Below are 18,358 nucleotides of genomic sequence, written 5' to 3'. Positions count from 1 at the left end.
CACTACCCACCCGGGGGCGCTCAGCCGCCCCCGGGGTTTTCTCCAGGTCCAGCCCAATGAACGAACTGCCGCTCGTCAGCATCGCCATCCCCGCGTTCAACCCCGAGTTCTTCAGTCGTGCCCTGCACAGTGCCATTACCCAGCGTTATGCCAACGTGGAAGTGGTCGTGTGCGACGACAGCCAGGGTGACGAGATCAAGGCGATTTTCGACCTGTGGGCAGGACAGGCCACGTGCGCGTTGCGGTATGTGCGCAACCCGTCGACGCTGGGCTTTTCGCGCAATGTGCTGATGTGCCTGGAACAGACGCGGGGCGAGTTCATCAAGTTTCTCTGCGATGACGACTGGCTGGTGGACAGCTGCATCAGCCAGTCGGCGCAGGTGCTGTGCGACTGCCCGGACGTGAATGTACTGATTCACCACCGGCTGATATGCGCGGCGGACGAAACGGTACTGCCCATGCGCCAGGCCAACTGCATCATTTCCCCCACCAGCGCGTTGATCAACGGCGGCGACCTGCTGGAGGCGCTCGAAAGCAACCTGCCGAACCTGTTTGGGGGTATCAGCCACGCGCTGTTGCGCCGTGCCCAGGTTCAGGACTTTTTGCCGCAGCTGGTGCAGGAGGGCGAAGGGTTTCGTGCGCGCCTGGTCGAAGCGCTGTTCATCTGCCTGCTGCGCCGTGGCCACCTGGCCTACCTGAACACCATGCTTAGCCTGGAGCGCGTTCACCCCGGGCGCTTGAGCCATCACCCCAGCATGACCCTGGCTTTCGCTACCGAAAGCGAGTGGTTGCGCCAGATGCTCGCCTCGCGCACCAGTGAACCGGCGCCGGCCAGCGGTTGGGTGCGGCACATTCCACTGGAGCTCTACACCGTCGGCGCAGACAAGGCCTGGGAAGAGTTCGAGCTGACGCGCCTGTATGCGCGCCAGGTCGCCAGCTTTCAGCAACAGGTCGGCACCAGCAGCCTGAGCTTCACCGAGCTGTATGGCGAGTGGCTGGGGTGTCGGGTATTGTCGGCGGCGCAGCTTGACCTGCTGCCCAAGCGCATTGCGCAATGGCCGCGTCGCCCGCGCATCGACGTGCTGGTGCTCGCTGCTCAAGACGATGGCGTGGCACTCAAGGCCACGCTGGACAGCCTTGAGCAACAGTCCTATGCCGCTGCGGCCATTTGCGTGCTGGGCCCGGCAGCGCTGCAACCGTTGAACCCCAAGTTCGTGCAGGTGCACGCCCAGGGCCATGCCATCGAGCAGCTCAATGACTGCGTGACCCGCGATGGGGCGGGTGACTGGGTATTCCTGCTGCGTGCAGGCGACTGCCTGCACCCGCATGCGTTGGTCATCATGGCCGAGCGCATGGCACTGCAACCCGACTGCGCGTGCCTGTACACCGATGAAGGCACCCACGACAACCTGCAGCCCAGCCAGCCGATCTTCAAGCCGGACTTCAACCTGGACCTGATGCGCAGTGTTCCCTACGTAGGCAGGCTGCTGGCCTTCGATACCGCCCGGGTGCGTGAGCAGGGCGGTTTCGACCCGCAGTTCGAGTCGTTGGCCCCCCACGACATGCTCTGGAAACTGGTCGAGAGTCAGGGGTTGGGCGCGGTGGGGCATGTCGCCGAGCTGCTGGTGCAATGTCGCTACGGCTATGAGGCCTGGCAGCGGGAAGCGGCCTGTGCCGTACAGGCACCCAGGGTGCTGCGTGCGCATCTGGCACGCCTGGGCGTCGAGGCCGAGGTGGTCAGCGCCGAAGGCTCGATGTTTGCCCACGTGCAGTATCGACATGCCGATACGCCGGCGGTGTCGATCATCGTTGCCGCAGGCGATGACGTAAAGGCACTGACGCGCTGCGTCGAATCGATTTTCGAGCACACCGCCTACCGCAACTACGAGATCCTGATTGCTGTCAGTGGTCGTGAGTCGATGCCAGTACAAGGCTGGCTGGCTGCAATGCAGGGGCTTGGCAGCGAGCAGTTGCGCATTGTGCCGGTAGCCTCGGCGAATGGCCCGGCGCTTTACAACCAGGCCAGCCTGCAGGCACGTGGCAGCTACCTGCTGTTGCTCGATTCGGACTGCGTGTTTTTCGACGCGCAATGGCTTGATGAACTGGTAGGTCAGGCCCAGCGTCCAGAGGTCGGCATCGTCGGGCCAAAATTGTGCAACCAGACTGGCAACGTGACCGGAGCAGGCCTGGTGCTGGGGCTGCACGGTGTTGCCAGCAGTCCGTTTTTCGGCCAGCCCGCAGACGCCAATGGCTACATGAATCGGTTGGCTTGCGTGCAGAACTACAGCGCCGTGAGTGGCGTCTGCCTGATGGTACGTCGCGAGCTGTTCGACCAGCTTGGCGGTCTGGACGGCGAAACCTTCTCGACCGGCTTGAGTGATGCCGACCTTTGCCTGCGTATGCGCGACCATGGCTATCTGATCGTCTGGACTCCCTTTGCGGTGGTTGCCAAGGCCACCTCGCAGACGGTGGCCCTGGACGAGCAGCACAAGGACAGCTTCTACGAGCGCTGGCTGCCGCGCGTGGCCAATGACCCGGCGTACAACCACAACCTCAGCTTGCGCATGGCCAGTTTCAACCTGGAGCCGGGCCTGCGCGAGGGATGGGTGCCGTTCATCCAGCCGGTGCTGCCTTTTGTCATGGCCTTGCCAATCAACACCACTGCGGTCGGACACTATCGCGTCAGCCAGCCGTTCAAGGAGCTGGAACGGGCCGGCTGGATACAGGGACAGTTGAACTATGTGCTGCCGAGCATGGTGGAGCTTGAGCGTTGCAAGCCGGATGTGATCATCCTGCAGTGCCGCTATACCACCGGCTCGCTTGAGGAGATGGCGCGCATCCAGCGACTTTCTTCGGCTCGGCGCATCTACGAGATCGATGACTACATCATCGATGTGCCCGAGAAGAATGAACACCGGCGCAACATGCCCGGCAACATGCGCGAAATGGTCAGCCGCGGTATCGCCCTGTGTGATCGGGTGGTGGTCTCCACCGAGCCACTGGCCGACGCGCTGTCGAGCATGCACCGGGATATTCGCGTGGTCCCCAACATGCTCTCGCGCTCGTTGTGGGGCGGCCTGAAGGGGCGCCGCCAGACGTCGGCGCGTCCGCGTGTCGGCTGGGCGGGCGGCACCAGTCACCGCGGCGACCTCGAACTGCTGGCCGAGGTGGTCAAGACCTTGGCCAATGAGGTCGACTGGGTGTTCTTCGGCATGTGCCCGCAGCTGCTGCGTCCCTACATCAAGGAGTTTCATGCCGGCGTGCCGCTGCACCTGTACCCGCAGAAGCTGGCGGGCCTGAACCTCGATCTGGCGCTGGCGCCGCTCGAGCAGAATCTGTTCAACGACTGCAAGAGCAACCTGCGCCTGCTGGAATACGGTGCTTGCGGTTTCCCGGTGATCTGCACCGAGACCAAGGCCTACGGTGGTTACCTGCCCTGTACGCGGGTCGCCAGTAACACCACCGAGCAGTGGCTGGACGCGATCCGCATGCACCTGGCAGATCCGCAGGCCAGTTATCGCCAGGGCGATGCGCTACGCGAAGCGGTACTGCGTGACTACGTACTCAATACACACAATCTGCAGCAATGGGCCAACGGCTGGTTGGCCGATTGACCTCCACCGGCCGGCAAGTCGCCTGGCCGGGCATCCAACAACAGAGGTAGGTGCTTTATGACTGACAACGCAACCGGGTTGGGCAAAGACGTTACGGTCGTGCTGCTGGGGCATGAAGATCAGGGCTATCGCGAGCGCGCACTGCATTACTACAAGACGCAGGGTCTCGCCTGTGCAGTGGTCGAGCACGCCTCGTCGAACCTGACTGGCGATGCCTGCACCCAGGGGCTGCAGGCGCTGCTTTCGCAGCTTGCAACGCCGTTCGTGAGCCTGGCGCTGGATACCGACTTTGTCCGTGTTCAGGCCCTGGAGGCTGCTGCAGAGCATCTTCATGCGCACCCGCAGTGCCAGTTGGCCCAGGGCTACGTGCTGGGCTACGCCCCCGGCAGCAAGCAGGTGGCCTACCACAAGATCGGCGATGCACTTGATGCCGCCGTTGGTGAAAACGCACGTGTTGCCATCGAGCAGTATGCCGCCAGCGGACAGTCGGCCTGGCGTGCGCTCGTGCGAGTACCGACGCTGCAGGCTGTGCTGGCGACCTTGCCCGCCGGGCTCGATTTCGATACCTGGCTGGTGGTGGTGTCGTACTCGATGCTCGGCCAGGGCGCGCTCAAGCGGCTGGACCAGACCGATGCGCTGGTGCAGTACGCCGACAGCCGGCTGAGCCAGGTCGAACGCGAAGAGCAGCGAGTGCGTGCGGTGCGCGTGCTGCGCCAGTGGGACGCCGACCACCTTCGGCTATGCGCCGACGATGAGGGCTTCACCGTCATCGACCGGTTCGTTGGCGCCACCCAGGGTGGTGTTGCTACCGATCTGCTGTTCACCTCCACCTGGAGCGGCATGAATGCAGCGCCCGAGCGCAGGTTCGAGCCGCGCCAGTTTGTCGAGCTGCCTTACTACAATGCGCCGTTGTTCGAGGTACTGACCGGTCTGGAATTCCTGTTGCACGCCTGGCCTGTGGGACAGGCCCATCGGCAGGCGGTCGAGGGTACCTGGGTGAGCCAGTTCGAGCTGTTGCGCGAGCACCCCAACGACACCGTCGATACCCTGAGGGCACGCTACTGGCAAGCGTTGGACCTGGGGGTGTTCACCCCCGAGGTTTTCCGCCGTCTGCTTGCGACCCTGGTGGATGAGGACGTCCAGGCCGATGCCCGCGAGCTGCAGGCATGGCTGGAACGCCTGGATGGTCTGCCGGGCATCGACCCGGCCGCGTGGCTCAGGGCCACCGCCTCGGGCCTGGTGCAGGAGTCGATTGCCGCTGCCACGCCGGACGCCGCCACCCAGGAGCGCATCGTCGCCCACCTGAACAAGCAGCGTGCTGCACAGATCGCCTTCGTGGTTGTCGACCTGGAAGACGACAACGGCGCACTGCAGAACACCTTCGACAGCCTGTTGGCCAGTGGCCTGCGCGACTTCAAGCTGGTCGTGCTCAAGGCCGGCAAGCCGCCGGTGGTGACCACGCCACGCGATACCCTGCATTTCATCCAGGTGACGCCGGGCAATTTCGTCTCCCACCTGAACCAGGTGGCGCGTCAGGTACCAAGCGAATGGTTGTTGCTGCTGCAGGCCGGCGACCTGCTGACCGTGGGCGGCTTGCTGCGCCTGCAGGTGGAGCTGGCGTCAGCCCCGGGCTGCCTGGCCATCTGCGCCAACGAAGTGCAGCGCGACTCCGACGGGCGTCTGGTCAGCGTGGTGCGCCAGGGTGGCAACCTGGACTTGCTGCGCAGCCGTCCCGACCTGATGTCGCAGCACTGGCTGGTACGTCGCGAGGCAGTGGTCGAGCTGGGCGGCTACAGCGAAACCTACCCGCAGGCGGTGGAGTTCGACCTGCTGCTGCGTCTGGTCGAGCACAACGGCCTGAACTGCCTGGCACACATGGACGAATACCTGGTGATCGGTCGGGGCGGGCGTGAGGGCATGGCCCAGGACGCGCTGTCCACGCTCAACCGTCACCTGGCGGCGCTGGGCTACCGTGGCCAGGTCAATGACGCAGGCGAGGGGCAGTTGCAGATCGACTTCCGCCATCAGTCCACGCCACTGGTGAGCATCCTGATCGCGGCCGACGATGACCTCGAGCAACTCAAGGCCTGCGTGGTCAGTGTGCTGCAACGTACCCGCTACCCGCGCTACGAAGTGCTGGTGGCCTGCCGCGACACCCTGGCAGACCTCACAGTCGCTGCGCTGCAAGGGTTTGGCGGGCGGGTCAAGCTGCTGGCCGGCGAACACGTGCAGTCAGCCTCGCAGCTCATCAACCTGGCTGCCGTCAACGCCAGTGGCGAGTACCTGGTGCTGCTCTCCAGCCGTTGCCAGGTGGTGACGCCGGCCTGGATCGAAGCCCTGCTCAACCAGGCCCAGCGCCCTGAAGTGGGCGTGGTGGGTGCGCGTCTGGTGGACCGCGAAGCCGCCATCAGCCATGCCGGTTACGAACTGCTTGCCGGCGCCCAGGTGCAGTCGCCCTGGCTGGGAATGTCGACGCGCGACAGCAAGGCGTCGCTGTGGTCGGGCGTGGTCCGCAGTTGTGCGGCGGTGTCGGCTGACTGTCTGATGGTACGCAAGGCACTGTTCGAGCAGTGCGATGGCCTGTCTGCCGAGGGCGGTGCCGACATCGAGCTGTGCCTGAAGGCAGCCGATGCCGGCCTGCTGGTGATCTGGGCGCCACAGGCGCAGTTGCTCAGCGACCAGGTGCCGATGCCGGATGCCCAGGCCTGCCAGGCGCTGGAAGGCCGTTGGCCGGCTGCGTTCAGCAGCCGGGTGATCATCGACGGCCGGTTTGGTGTCGATGTGTCGCGCTCGGTCGCTGCCGGTGGTTCGCCGGTGCTGGAGTGGCTCGCCGACCTGGGCTGATGGCGCGGGTTTTGCAAAAGCCGGGTTTCGTACCCGGCTTTTTTGTGCCCGACCCGCTCAGTCATGAGCGCCGCGTCAGGATCATGCCGGGGTACGGCAGTTTATTGACAGCCATCGCAGGGCGGGCGGGCTTTTCAAGCCGCAGGTGCGCCGTTGTGATCGCCTGAAAAACCTACACAGATCGTACCGGCCCCAGGGCCGTGCGATGGAGGCGTTACCGTGAGCAAACAGGTTATCCCTTTCAACAAGCCGTTCGTGGTTGGCAAAGAGCTGTTCTACATTGCCCAGGCGGTCATGAACGGCTCCATTGCGGGGGACGGCGAATTCACCACGCTGTGTCAGGGCTGGCTGGAAAACAACCTGGGCTGTGAAAAGGCGCTGCTGACCCATTCGTGCACCGCTGCGCTGGAAATGGCCGCGATCCTGGCCGACGTCGGGCCGGGCGACGAAGTCATCATGCCGTCCTTCACCTTTGTCTCCACGGCCAATGCCTTCGTGCTGCGCGGTGCGGTACCGGTGTTCGTGGACATTCGCGACGACACCCTGAACCTGGACGAGCGCCTGGTCGAGGCGGCCATCACCGACAAGACCAAGGCGGTGGTGGCAGTGCACTACGCCGGGCAGCCGTGCGACATGGATGTCTTGGCGCAGATCTGCGAAAAGCATGGCCTGTTCCTGATCGAGGATGCCGCCCAGGCGATCCTGGCCCGCGACCGCAAGCGCGCCCTGGGCACCATCGGGCACCTGGGCTGCCTGAGCTTTCACGAAACCAAGAACGTCATCAGCGGCGAGGGCGGTGCCCTGCTGATCAACGATCCGCGGCTGGTCGAGCGGGCCGAGATCATCTGGCAGAAGGGCACCAACCGCAAGGCCTTCAGCCGCGGCGAAGTGAGCAAGTACACCTGGGTGGATGTCGGCTCGTCGTTCCTGCCCAGCGAGCTGACGGCCGCATTTTTGTACGCGCAGCTCGAGCATGGCGAGCGCATCAACAAGCACCGTCGGACCCTGTACGAGAAGTATTTCAGCCTGCTGCGACCACTGGCCGCCGATGGTCTGTTTCAGCTGCCGCGTACCCTGGACGACAAGCCGGCCAACGCGCACATCTTCTACCTGCTGATGCGCAGTGTCGAAGAGCGCACGGCGTTGATCGCGTTTCTGCGTGAGCATGGGGTGAATGCGGTGTTCCACTATGTGCCATTGCATGACTCGCCAGCCGGCCTGCGTTATGCGCGCAGCAGCGGCCAGTTGCCGATCACCACGGATGTCTCGCAGCGCCTGTTGCGCCTGCCGTTGTTTTCCGACATGCGTAGCCGCCAGGTGGCGCATGTGTGTGCGTGCATCGCGCGCTTTTTCCAGGACAAGCCTTCGAGCGCCTCGCGCTGACAGCAGCACGCCCCTAATCAGAGATTGGAGTTTCACCATGTCGCATGCCTCGCAGGTCGACGCGCAGGTCCTTGAGCAGGCGTTGTTTCGACACACCCTGATGTTCGCCAAACCCGAACACCCTTACTACATCATGGCGCCCGACTACCGGGACACCTCCTCGGGCATCGTGTCGCTGCACTACCTGTGTCACGTGCTCAACCTGAACGGGCGCGAGGCGTACCTGTGCGGGCCCAAGGTGGTCAACCCCAACCTGAAGACGCCGCTGCTCGACGCCGCCACCGAGCAGCGGCATCAGCAACACGGCAAGGTGGCCATCGCCGTGTATCCGGAGGTTGTGGTCGGCAACCCGCTGGGGCGCAGGGTGGTCTCGCGCTTTTTGCTGAACTTCGAAGGGCTGATCAACGGCAAGTCGATGGAGGCCGCGCCCACCGACCTGCTGTTCTACTACGGCCCGGCGCTGGCCGAAAAACGCGGCCACGCCAACCCCGACCTGCTGGGCCTGCCGGTGCTCGACATCGACCTGTTCAAGGCGCCGCCGGCGGGCACGCCACGCAGGGGTTGCTACCTGTATCAGAACCGTCATCCCCTGGAGCAGATCGACTACTCGCTGTTGCCCGAGGGTATCCAGCTGCTGCGCATCGCCAATGCGCTGCCGCTTCATGAACTGGCCCAGGTGCTGCGCTCGGCCGAGGTGATGTACAGCTACGAATGGTCGATGACCTGCGTGATCGCCGTGCTGTGTGGCTGCCCGGTGATCTTCATGCCCGGTAGTGGTGTCGACCAGGCGTTTCTCGAAACCGGCTTCCTTGGCAGCGCCGGCTTTGCCCTGCTTGACCAGCCGGACGCGCTGGCCACCGCCAGGGCAGGGGTGGAGGGGGCATTGCAGCGCTACGTGCTGGCAACGCTGCCGTTCTGGCAGCAGCTGGATACGTTCATTGCCAAGACCCAGGCCGCGGCCGCGCTCGAAGCGGCGGACCTGAACCTGGGCGTGCTGCCCTGGTTGCGCGAGCGCCACCCTGATGCCCAGCAGCTGCGCCTGATCAACGAGCGCCTCGACAGCCAGCCGATGCCGGTCATCGGTGTGCTTGTGCTGGATGACGCTGATGATCGCCAGCGCCTGGCCGCCACCCTGGCCAGCCTGGGTACGCAGCGCTGCCTGTACCCGCACCTTGAGGTCAGCGTGCTTGGCAACCAGTCGTTGGCCGACCCGCAGGTACGGCATGTGCCCTGTGCCCGGGAGCGGCAAGCTGAAGCCATCAATACTGCGCTGCAGCACAGCCGGTGCGACTGGTTCCTGATCGTGGAGGCGGGCGTCGAATTCACGGCCTCGGGCCTGCTGATCGCGGCACTCGAGCTTGTCGGTGCCGAGGCCGGTTGCCTGGCGTACATGGCTGATGAAGCGATGCGCGCGACCAACGGCAGCACCGACATCGCACTGCGACCGGATTTCAACCTCGACCTGCTGCTGAGTTTCCCGGCGAGTCTGTCGCGGCACTGGTTGTACCAGCGCCAGGCCTTGTTGCAACGGGGCGGCTTCGCCCTCGACTGCGCTCGGGCCTTCGAGCTGGAGTACCAGCTGCGTCTGGTCGAACAGCAGGGCCTGGGCTGCGTGGGGCATGTCGCCGAGCCGTTGCTGATCGGCGAGGCCCTGCCGTTGCGTGATTGCGCCCACGAGCGCGCGGTGCTGGAACGCCACCTGCAGGCCCGCGGTTACACGCAGGGGCAGGTCGCGGTGCTGGCGTCGTCGCCGGGCCGTTATCGTCTCGATTACGGGCATGCCCAGGCCGCCTCGGTGAGTATCCTGATCGCCCTGGAAGGCAGCGTCGGCCACTTCCAGCGCTGCATCGAAACCTTGCTGGAGAACACGGCGCTGGCTGGCGGCTTCGAAGTGCTGTTGCTGGCGCCGTCTGCCCTGGACGAGGCTGCCCGTGAATGGCTGGCGATGGTCGGGCAGATCGGCGGTGAGCAGATTCAGGTCCTGCACTATGCTGCCGGCCAGTCGCGGGTTGCCATGTGCAATCACGCGGCGCAGCAGGCCCGTGGCGATTTCCTGCTGTGGCTGGATGCGCGTGCGGGGATCCTCGCGCGCGACTGGCTGCAGCAATTGCTCAATCACGCCCAGCGGCCCGAGGTGGGCGCGGTGGGGGCCAAGCTGCTGGCGGCCGACGGCAAGGTCCGGCATGCCGGCCTGGTGCTGGGGCTCACCGGCCTGGTGGGCTCGGCATTCGACGGGGTCGATCATCAGCAGGCCGGTTACATGGGGCGGCTGCAGGTCGATCAGGACTGTTCGGCGCTCAGTGGCGAATGCCTGATGCTGCGCCGGGCGCTGTTCCTCGAGGCCGGCGGCTTTGCCGAAGATCCGCTGCTGGCCCGCTGGGTGGATGTCGACCTGTGCCTGAAGCTGCAGGAGGCCGGTTACCTGAACGTCTGGACGCCCCATGTGCAATTGCTGATGGACGCTTGCGAGCGCGACGCGGCGACCACGGAGCAGGAGGACGCTCTGCTGGCCCGTTGGCTGCCACGCCTGGCCCGCGATCCGGCATACAACGCCAACCTGTCGTTGCAGGTGCCGGGTGGCTTTGTCCGGGCGAGCAACTCGCTGGTGTGGAACCCGCTGAAAAGCTGGCACCCGCTGCCCATGTTGCTGGCTCACCCGGCCGACCTGCAGGGCGCCGGCCAGCAGCGCATCGTCGAGCCGTTCAAGGCGCTGCGCGAGGCGGGGTGGGTGGACGGGCTGGTCACGCCGCACCTGCTGTCTGCCGTGGAGCTGGAGCGCTACGCACCGGACACCGTGCTGCTGCAGCGCCCGCTCGATGACGCGCAACTTCTGGCCATGCGGCGCCTGCGGGCGTTCTCGCGGGCGTTCAAGGTGCTCGACGTGGACGGCTATCTGCCGCAGATGCGCTTGCAGGGCGCGCATGCCGGGTTTGGCGCCGACGAAATCAGCCAGCGCTTGCAGAGCGCGGTGATCCTCGCCGATCGCATCATCGTGCCTGCGCCCGCGCTGGCCGAGGTGCTGGCAGGCCAGCACGACGATATTCGTGTGCTGGAGGCCAGCTTGCCGGGCCGATGGTGGCGCAATCTCCAGGGCAAGCGTGGCATGGGCAGCAAGCCCCGTGTCGGCTGGGCCGGGGCGGTGGATGCCGACCTGCTGGTCGATGTGGTCAGGACGCTGGCCGCGGAGGTGGAGTGGGTGGCGCTGGGCGACTGCCCCGAGGCCCTGCGCCCCTACATGAAGGAGGTACACGCCGCCGTCGCCCCCGAACGGCAGGCCGCAGCGCTGGCCGCGCTCAACCTGGACCTGGCGCTGGCGCCCATGGCCCAGAGCCTGCTCAATGCCTGCTCGGGCAACCCGGGGTTGCTGGAGTACGCCGCCTGTGGCTACCCGATCATCTGCAGCAATGTGCCGGGCTTTGCCGGTGTCGATGTGCTGCCGCTGACCCGCGTGGCCAACACCACGGCCGACTGGCTGGCCGCGATCCGCCTGCACCTGGGCGACCCGCAGGCTTCCGCCAGCCTGGGCGAGGTGCTGCAGGCCAGCGTGCGGCGCGACTGGCTGCTCGAGGGCGAGCGCCTGGCGCTGTGGCGCGCGGCCTGGCTGGCGGGCTGAGTGGTTTTGCAGGGCGGTCGGGCCTTCCCGACCTGGCCGTCCTCACGTGACCGTGAAGTGCTGTGCACAAGCATCGCCCTGGTTCGCGTACAATGCCGTGACTTGGCAGTCGAAACGTGCATCTCTAAGCTAATGAATCAGCGGGCGGTGCAGGTGGCCTGGAGCGGCGCTGCGTGAGATCCCTTGCCTGCAGGGGAGTGAGGCCCGTGAAAATCCGCATATCTATCGGGAAGCCACAATGATTGGCATCAAAAGTATCGCGAGTTACGTACCTGTCGAGGGTCTGAACAATTACGCCCAGGGTGCGAAATTCGGCAAGGATCAGGACTTCATTCTGGGCAAGATCGGTTCGACCTTTCTGCCGCGCAAGGAGGCAGGTCAGGAGACCTCGGACTTGTGTGTAGAGGCCGCCAAGGTCCTGTTCGCTGCCAATCCTTCGTTGTCCCCGGAGTCGATCGATGTGCTCATCGTGGTCACCCAGAACGGCGACGCCGAAGGGTTGCCGCACACTGCCGCGATCGTCCAGCACAAGCTTGGCTTGCCCACCCATGTGGCGGCCTTCGACATTTCCCTGGGCTGTTCCGGTTACGTCTACGGCCTTTATGCCATCAAGGGCTTCATGGAGGCGGCGGGGCTGAAGAACGGCCTGCTGATCACCGCCGATCCCTATTCCAAGATCGTCGATCCGGAAGATCGCAACACCACCATGCTGTTCGGTGATGCTGCCACGGTCACCTGGATGGGCGAGGACGCGGCCTGGCAACTGGGCAAATCGAGCTTTGGCACCGACGGTGGCGGCGCAGAGCACCTGAAGGTGAATGACGGGGTGTTCTTCATGAACGGTCGCCAGGTGTTCAACTTCGCGTTGCTCAAGGTACCTGCGCACCTGCGTCAGTTGCTCGAGGCGAGCAACCTGGGGGCCAACGACATCGACCTGTTCTGCATTCACCAGGGCAGTGCGGCAATCGTCGATGCCGTGGCGCGCCGCTTCGAGGAAGACAAGCCCGAAACCATCGAGAAATTCGTCAAGGACATGGTCGAGACCGGCAACACGGTGTCCTCGAGCATTCCGTTGCTGCTGGAAAAGCACGTACTGGGCACCCAGCACAGGCGTGTGGCCTTGAGCGGTTTTGGCGTGGGCCTGTCGTGGGGCTCGGCAATCATCGAGCGTCGGGACTGAACCGACCTCCCGTCTACAGAAGCGCTGCCTTGAAGGTGGCGCTTTTTTTTGCCTTTGCGGTATGCCACAACCAAGGCTGTGCCGCAGGGGCCATAAAGCTGGCGTCAAACCCTTGATTTCATTGGAGTGGCAGGGTGCCAGTAAAAATTTTCAAAAAACCCCTAAAGCAACCTGCACAGACGACGATAACTATTACGAAGGTTCTCTAGGCCACACCCGGCGCTTGCCAGGGCCGGAAGCCGCAATACCCACAAACGAGGAATTCGTCATGGCATTAACCGTAAACACCAACGTCACGTCGCTGAACGTTCAGAAAAACCTGAACCGCGCTTCCGACGCCCTGAGCACCTCGATGACTCGCCTGTCTTCCGGCCTGAAAATCAACAGCGCCAAAGACGACGCCGCTGGCCTGCAGATCGCTACCCGTATGACCTCGCAGATCCGCGGTCAGACCATGGCAATCAAAAACGCCAACGACGGTATCTCGATCGCCCAGACCGCTGAAGGCGCGATGCAAGAGCAGGTCAACATCCTGCAGCGTATGCGTGAACTGGCTCTGCAATCGCGAAACGACTCGAACGATTCGGACAACCGTGACTCGCTGAACTCCGAGTTCGCTCAGATGCGTGACGAGCTGACCCGTATCGCTCAGTCCACCCAGCTGAACGGCAAGAACCTGCTGGACGGTTCCGCCAGCACCATGACCTTCCAGGTCGGTTCGGAAACCGGTGGCATCAACCAGATCAGCATCGACCTGACCGGCAAGTACCTGGCCAGCGACCTGGGTATCACCAACGCCATCACCATCGCCGGTAGCGACAGCGCCACTGCCGAGACCAACTTCTCGGCTGCAATGGACGCGATCGATGCTGCGGTCAAGACCATCGGTGAAGGCCGTGCTGCACTGGGTGCCGTTCAGAACCGTCTGACCAGCACCATCAACAACCTGCAGAACATCAACGAAAACGCCGACGCTGCCCGTGGTCGTGTACAAGATACCGACTTCGCTGCCGAGACCGCTCAGCTGACCAAGCAGCAGACTCTGCAACAAGCTTCGACTTCGGTTCTGGCCCAGGCCAACCAGCTGCCATCCGCCGTACTGAAACTGCTTCAGTAATCGCCTGATGGTTATCGGCGGGGGAGTGCACCTGTGGCGCTCCCCCGCCTTTTGCATTGAGAGGTGGTTGGCATGGATATGAGCGTCAAGCTGAACCTGTCCTACCAGGCTGCAAAGCCTGTGGAGCAGCCCACCGAGCGCCCTGCGGTCAAGCCCGTGGAGGCTGTCGAATCCATCAAGCCAGCGAAGGAAAGCGCCGACAGCGGCCTGACCGAAGCTGAGAAGGTCAAGAACGCGCTCAAGGACATCGAGAAGTTTCTCGCCTCGTCGCGTCGCAATCTCGAATTTTCCACGGATGAAGAATCCGGCCGAATTGTAGTTAAAGTCATCGCCAGTGAAACCGGTGAGCTGATCCGCCAACTTCCTTCGGAAGAGGCGTTGAGAATTGCCCACAGTCTGAGCGATGTTAACAGCCTGCTGTTCAACGCCAAGGTCTGATGCTGGCGTCCGAGCAGCACGTTCGCTAGCCTTGATCGGCTAGGGGCGGCGCGCAACCAAGAGGGAATAGCAATGGCGAGTTCAATTTTACCGGGCACCGGTCTGGGTTCTGGGGTCGATATCAACAAGATCGTCAGCACGCTGGTGGCGTCTGAAACCGATCCGAAAGCCAACCAGATCAAACGCCAGACTGCCAACAACTCGGCCATGCTTTCTGGTGTCGCATCGCTCAAGAGCGCGCTGTCTGTCTATCAGGCGGCGATGAAGAAGCTCAATGATCCCCTCGCGCCGTCGTTCAATGCCTATGCGGCAACGTCCAGCAACGACGCCGCGATCAAGGCAACCTCTAACAATACCGCGGTGCCTGGTACCTACACGATCCGTGTCGACAACCTGGCCACCTCGTCCAAGGTGGCCAGCCAGAACTTCGACACCGGCGCCACCACGCCGATTCCCGAAGGTGACCTGCTGATTACCCAGGACGGTGTCACCCACACCGTCAAGGTCGGCCCTGGTGCAACCTTGCAGTCCGTGCGCGACACCATCAACTCGTCGCTGTCCGAGAAAGGCATCACTGCCAACCTGGTCAATGGTGCAGACGGTTCGCGCCTGGTGTTCAGTTCGACCAAGACCGGTGAGGGTACGGACATTTCCGTCGACGGCACCATCGACGCGCTCAAGATCGCGCCGGGCGAGAAGATGGATGGTGACGGTGCCGGCTACATCGGTGAGCCGGCCAAGGACGCAAAACTGTACGTCGACGGCCTGCCGGTCACGAGCAAGAGCAATACCGTCACCGGTGCCATCAGTGGCATCAGCCTGGACCTGCTTCAGGCAACCGGCCCCGACGCCAGCAAGGCTGTACAGGTTACGGTGGGTGAGAACACCGATGGCCTGAAAAAATCGGTGCAGGCCTATGTCGATGCCTATAACACCCTGATCAAGGCGGTCACCAACCTGACCTCCGTGAGCAAGGATGCCGATGGCAACACCGTGCTGGGCCCGTTGACCAACGACCCGACCACCCGTTCGCTGCTGAGCGACCTGCGCAGCCAATTGGCGACCGAGTCGGACGGTACCCGCCTGACCACCCTCAGCCAGCTGGGTATCAACACCCAGAAGGACGGTACCCTCGAGTTCAACTCCGTCAAGTACGACGCAGCGATGAAGGACAAGAAGCTCGGTGCCGACGTGCAGGAGCTTTTCACCGGCAAGAATGGCGTGTTCGCGCACATGAACAAGGCGATCGAACCGTACCTGCAGACCGGTGGCATTCTCGACTCGCGAAAGAACGGCCTGGACAGGCTGCAGAAAGACCTCGAGAACCAGCAGGAGGCCCTGGATCGGCGCATTGCGTCGCTGACCGAGTCGCTGACCAAACGCTACGTGGCCATGGATACCCTGGTCGGCAAGCTCGAGGCGCAGCGCAAGAACATTGCCTCGATGTTCGCCTCGATCGAAGCGCAGCAGAAGAACTCCTGATAGCAGGGGCCGCAAAAAAGCCCGGCAGCACCCCTTCGGGTGCTCCGGGCTTTTCGTTTTCGGGGTTAAAGTTTTTTGACCCGCAGGCGATACAGGCGGTATATGAACCTTTTCGTTTGTTACGAGGTAGAACATGAACCCTATGTTGGCCCTTCGGCAGTACCAGAAAGTCAACGGCGTGGCGCAGACCTCCGAGGCCAGCCCGCACCGTCTCGTGCAGATGCTCATGCAGGGCGGGCTGGATCGCATCGCGCAGGCCAAAGGTGCAATCGCGCGCAATGACCTGGCCCAGAAGGGCATCCTGATCGGCAAGGCCATCGGGATCATCGGCGGTCTGCGCGAAGGGCTCGACCTCGAAAACCAGGCCGAGGCACTGGCCGACATCGATGGGCTGTACGCCTACATGAGCAGGCGCCTGGTCGAGGCCAACGTGCAGAACGACCCGGAGATCCTCAATGAAGTCGCACGCCTGCTGATTACCGTCAAGGAAGGTTGGGACGCGATCGGCGATCAGGTCGCCGACGTCTAGGAGAACGCCATGAGTGCCGTGCTCGAACGTATCGAACAAACCCGCGAAGCCCTGCTCGGGGCATTGGCCAGCCGCGACTGGGAAACGATCACCGAACTGGACCTGAGCTGCCGTGTTTGCGTCGAGGACGTACTGGCCGAGGCATCGACCAACGAACAGGTTCTGCGCACCAGTCTTGAGGAATTGCTCGACGTCTACCGCCAACTAATTGATGTTGCAAGTGGTGAACGTCAAACAATAGTCGACGAGATGACGCAGATCCGCCAAGCGAAAAACGCCGCAAAGGTATACCATCTGTTCAGCTGACGCTGGACGGTTCGAAAATGCAGTGCGCCATAAATTTGACTGTGTACGATTTTTTGACTTAACTAGTGGCTGTTTTCTAATTTCAGACGTCCGATCACTGACCGCTCCAGTCGGAATGGATGTCGAGCATGCCCACATTGGGTGTCGAGTTGACTAGGGAAGTTTCGATTGCATGTGGCGTGAAACCAAAATTCTCCTGATCGATGACGATGACGCTCGCCGCCGCGACCTGGCGGTGGTGCTGAATTTTCTTGGCGAAGAAAATCTTTCCTGCTCCAGCCACGATTGGCAGCAGGTCGTTCAGTCGTTGTCATCCAGCCGTGAAGTACTCTGTGTCCTGGTCGGCACCGTGAACGCTCCGGCAAGCCTTTTGGGCTTGCTTAAGACCGTGGCTGCCTGGGATGAGTTCCTTCCGGTATTGCTGTTGGGTGAAATATCTTCTGCCGAGTTGCCCGAGGACCTGCGCCGCCGGGTGCTTTCCAACCTGGAGATGCCGCCCAGCTACAGCAAGCTGCTCGATTCGCTGCACCGTGCCCAGGTCTATCGCGAGATGTACGACCAGGCCCGCGAGCGCGGTCGTCAGCGTGAGCCCAACCTGTTCCGTAGCCTGGTCGGTACCAGCCGCGCCATCCAGCATGTGCGCCAGATGATGCAGCAGGTGGCCGACACCGACGCCAGCGTGCTGATCCTCGGCGAGTCGGGTACGGGCAAGGAAGTGGTCGCGCGCAACCTGCACTACCATTCCAAGCGCCGTGAAGCGCCGTTTGTGCCGGTCAACTGCGGCGCGATCCCGGCCGAGCTGCTCGAAAGCGAACTGTTCGGTCACGAGAAGGGGGCGTTCACCGGCGCCATCACCAGCCGTGCCGGGCGTTTCGAGCTGGCCAATGGCGGCACCCTGTTCCTCGACGAAATCGGCGACATGCCGCTGCCGATGCAGGTCAAGCTGCTGCGCGTGCTGCAGGAGCGCACCTTCGAGCGTGTGGGTAGCAACAAGACCCAGAGCATCGATGTGCGCATCATCGCCGCCACTCACAAGAACCTCGAGAGCATGATCGAGGTGGGCAGCTTTCGCGAAGACCTGTACTACCGCCTCAATGTGTTCCCGATCGAGATGGCCCCGCTGCGTGAGCGGGTCGAAGACATTCCGCTGCTGATGAACGAGTTGATCTCGCGCATGGAGCACGAGAAGCGGGGGTCGATCCGCTTCAATTCCGCCGCGATCATGTCGCTGTGCCGCCATGGCTGGCCGGGCAACGTGCGCGAGCTGGCGAACCTGGTGGAGCGCATGGCGATCATGCACCCGTATGGCGTGATCGGCGTGTCCGAGCTGCCGAAGAAGTTCCGCTACGTCGATGATGAAGACGAGCAACTGGTCGACAGCCTGCGCTCGGACCTGGAAGAGCGCGTGGCAATCAACGGCCATACGCCCAATTTCAGCAACCATGCGATGTTGCCGCCCGAAGGTCTCGACCTCAAGGACTACCTGGGCAGCCTCGAGCAGGGCCTGATCCAGCAGGCGCTGGACGATGCCAACGGTATCGTGGCGCGTGCCGCGGAGCGCCTGCGCATCCGCCGCACCACGCTGGTGGAAAAAATGCGCAAGTACGGCATGAGCCGTCGCGATGGAGACGAACAGGCGGAGGATTGACGCCTGCTTCCTGCCGGCAGGTCCCGACCGGGGCCTGCCGAACGCAATACCCCTATTTTCCACAGGGCTGTAAAGCCTGCCCTTGCTGGCTTTGGGCGGCGCGCCGCTGCTGCTGGCAACCCCCCGTCAAAGTATCCGGCACGTCTATTGCTATACCGCTGGCAACATACCGTTTTATGACGGTGAGCCATGCGAGAGAGCAAC

The 18,358-nt window shown here is 63.2% G+C and carries 12 protein-coding genes; 11 read left to right on the top strand and 1 reads right to left on the bottom strand.

The window, feature by feature from the left end; all coding sequences use genetic code 11:
- Positions 1-56: 56 nt before the first annotated feature.
- The 10 genes from JZZ72_RS09285 to JZZ72_RS09240 all read left to right on the top strand — a co-directional run bounded on the left by JZZ72_RS09285 (position 57) and on the right by JZZ72_RS09240 (position 16,506).
- Positions 57-3,614, top strand: coding sequence for a glycosyltransferase (locus JZZ72_RS09285; protein WP_210014312.1), 3,558 nt, complete (start codon positions 57-59; stop codon positions 3,612-3,614).
- 57 nt (positions 3,615-3,671) lie between these two features.
- Positions 3,672-6,458 carry a glycosyltransferase gene (locus JZZ72_RS09280; protein ID WP_210014311.1) on the top strand — a complete coding sequence of 929 codons (2,787 nt, stop codon included), beginning with the start codon at positions 3,672-3,674 and terminating at the stop codon, positions 6,456-6,458.
- A 219-nt stretch (positions 6,459-6,677) separates the two neighbouring features.
- On the top strand, positions 6,678-7,841 hold the full coding sequence (gene rffA / locus JZZ72_RS09275) for a dTDP-4-amino-4,6-dideoxygalactose transaminase (RefSeq protein ID WP_058542058.1): 1,164 nt from the start codon (positions 6,678-6,680) through the stop codon (positions 7,839-7,841).
- Positions 7,842-7,878: 37 nt separating this feature from the next.
- Positions 7,879-11,454: a glycosyltransferase gene (locus JZZ72_RS09270; protein ID WP_210014310.1), complete on the top strand. Its 3,576-nt coding sequence runs from the start codon at positions 7,879-7,881 to the stop codon at positions 11,452-11,454.
- A gap of 238 nt (positions 11,455-11,692) precedes the next feature.
- Complete coding sequence (locus tag JZZ72_RS09265; RefSeq protein ID WP_054915639.1) at positions 11,693-12,634, top strand: ketoacyl-ACP synthase III; 942 nt, start codon at positions 11,693-11,695, stop codon at positions 12,632-12,634.
- Positions 12,635-12,902: 268 nt separating this feature from the next.
- Positions 12,903-13,751, top strand: coding sequence for a flagellin domain-containing protein (locus JZZ72_RS09260; RefSeq protein ID WP_054915638.1), 849 nt, complete (start codon positions 12,903-12,905; stop codon positions 13,749-13,751).
- 72 nt (positions 13,752-13,823) lie between these two features.
- Positions 13,824-14,189 carry a flagellar protein FlaG gene (locus tag JZZ72_RS09255; protein WP_043861796.1) on the top strand — a complete coding sequence of 122 codons (366 nt, stop codon included), beginning with the start codon at positions 13,824-13,826 and terminating at the stop codon, positions 14,187-14,189.
- 72 nt (positions 14,190-14,261) lie between these two features.
- Positions 14,262-15,671: a flagellar filament capping protein FliD gene (fliD, locus tag JZZ72_RS09250; RefSeq protein ID WP_078480281.1), complete on the top strand. Its 1,410-nt coding sequence runs from the start codon at positions 14,262-14,264 to the stop codon at positions 15,669-15,671.
- 133 nt (positions 15,672-15,804) lie between these two features.
- Positions 15,805-16,200 carry a flagellar export chaperone FliS gene (gene fliS, locus JZZ72_RS09245; RefSeq protein ID WP_043861798.1) on the top strand — a complete coding sequence of 132 codons (396 nt, stop codon included), beginning with the start codon at positions 15,805-15,807 and terminating at the stop codon, positions 16,198-16,200.
- A gap of 9 nt (positions 16,201-16,209) precedes the next feature.
- Positions 16,210-16,506 (top strand): flagellar assembly protein FliT, encoded by a 297-nt coding sequence (locus JZZ72_RS09240; RefSeq protein WP_043861799.1) that lies wholly within the window; start codon positions 16,210-16,212, stop codon positions 16,504-16,506.
- Between the two features lie 94 nt (positions 16,507-16,600).
- On the opposite strand, the gene JZZ72_RS28085 is transcribed toward JZZ72_RS09240, so the two are convergent.
- The gene (locus tag JZZ72_RS28085; RefSeq protein WP_229590459.1) at positions 16,601-16,789 is read right to left on the bottom strand and encodes a hypothetical protein; all 189 of its coding nucleotides are present in this window, start codon (positions 16,787-16,789) and stop codon (positions 16,601-16,603) included.
- Here JZZ72_RS28085 and fleQ point away from each other — a divergent pair.
- Positions 16,703-18,154: a transcriptional regulator FleQ gene (fleQ, locus tag JZZ72_RS09235; RefSeq protein WP_229590457.1), complete on the top strand. Its 1,452-nt coding sequence runs from the start codon at positions 16,703-16,705 to the stop codon at positions 18,152-18,154. The genes JZZ72_RS28085 and fleQ overlap by 87 nt on opposite strands.
- Positions 18,155-18,358: the final 204 nt, after the last annotated feature.

Source organism: Pseudomonas palmensis, from assembly GCF_017848315.1.
Classification (GTDB): domain Bacteria; phylum Pseudomonadota; class Gammaproteobacteria; order Pseudomonadales; family Pseudomonadaceae; genus Aquipseudomonas; species Aquipseudomonas palmensis.
The sequence above is the reverse complement of the archived record's forward strand: the minus strand, read 5'-3'. Positions and strand labels throughout refer to the sequence as shown.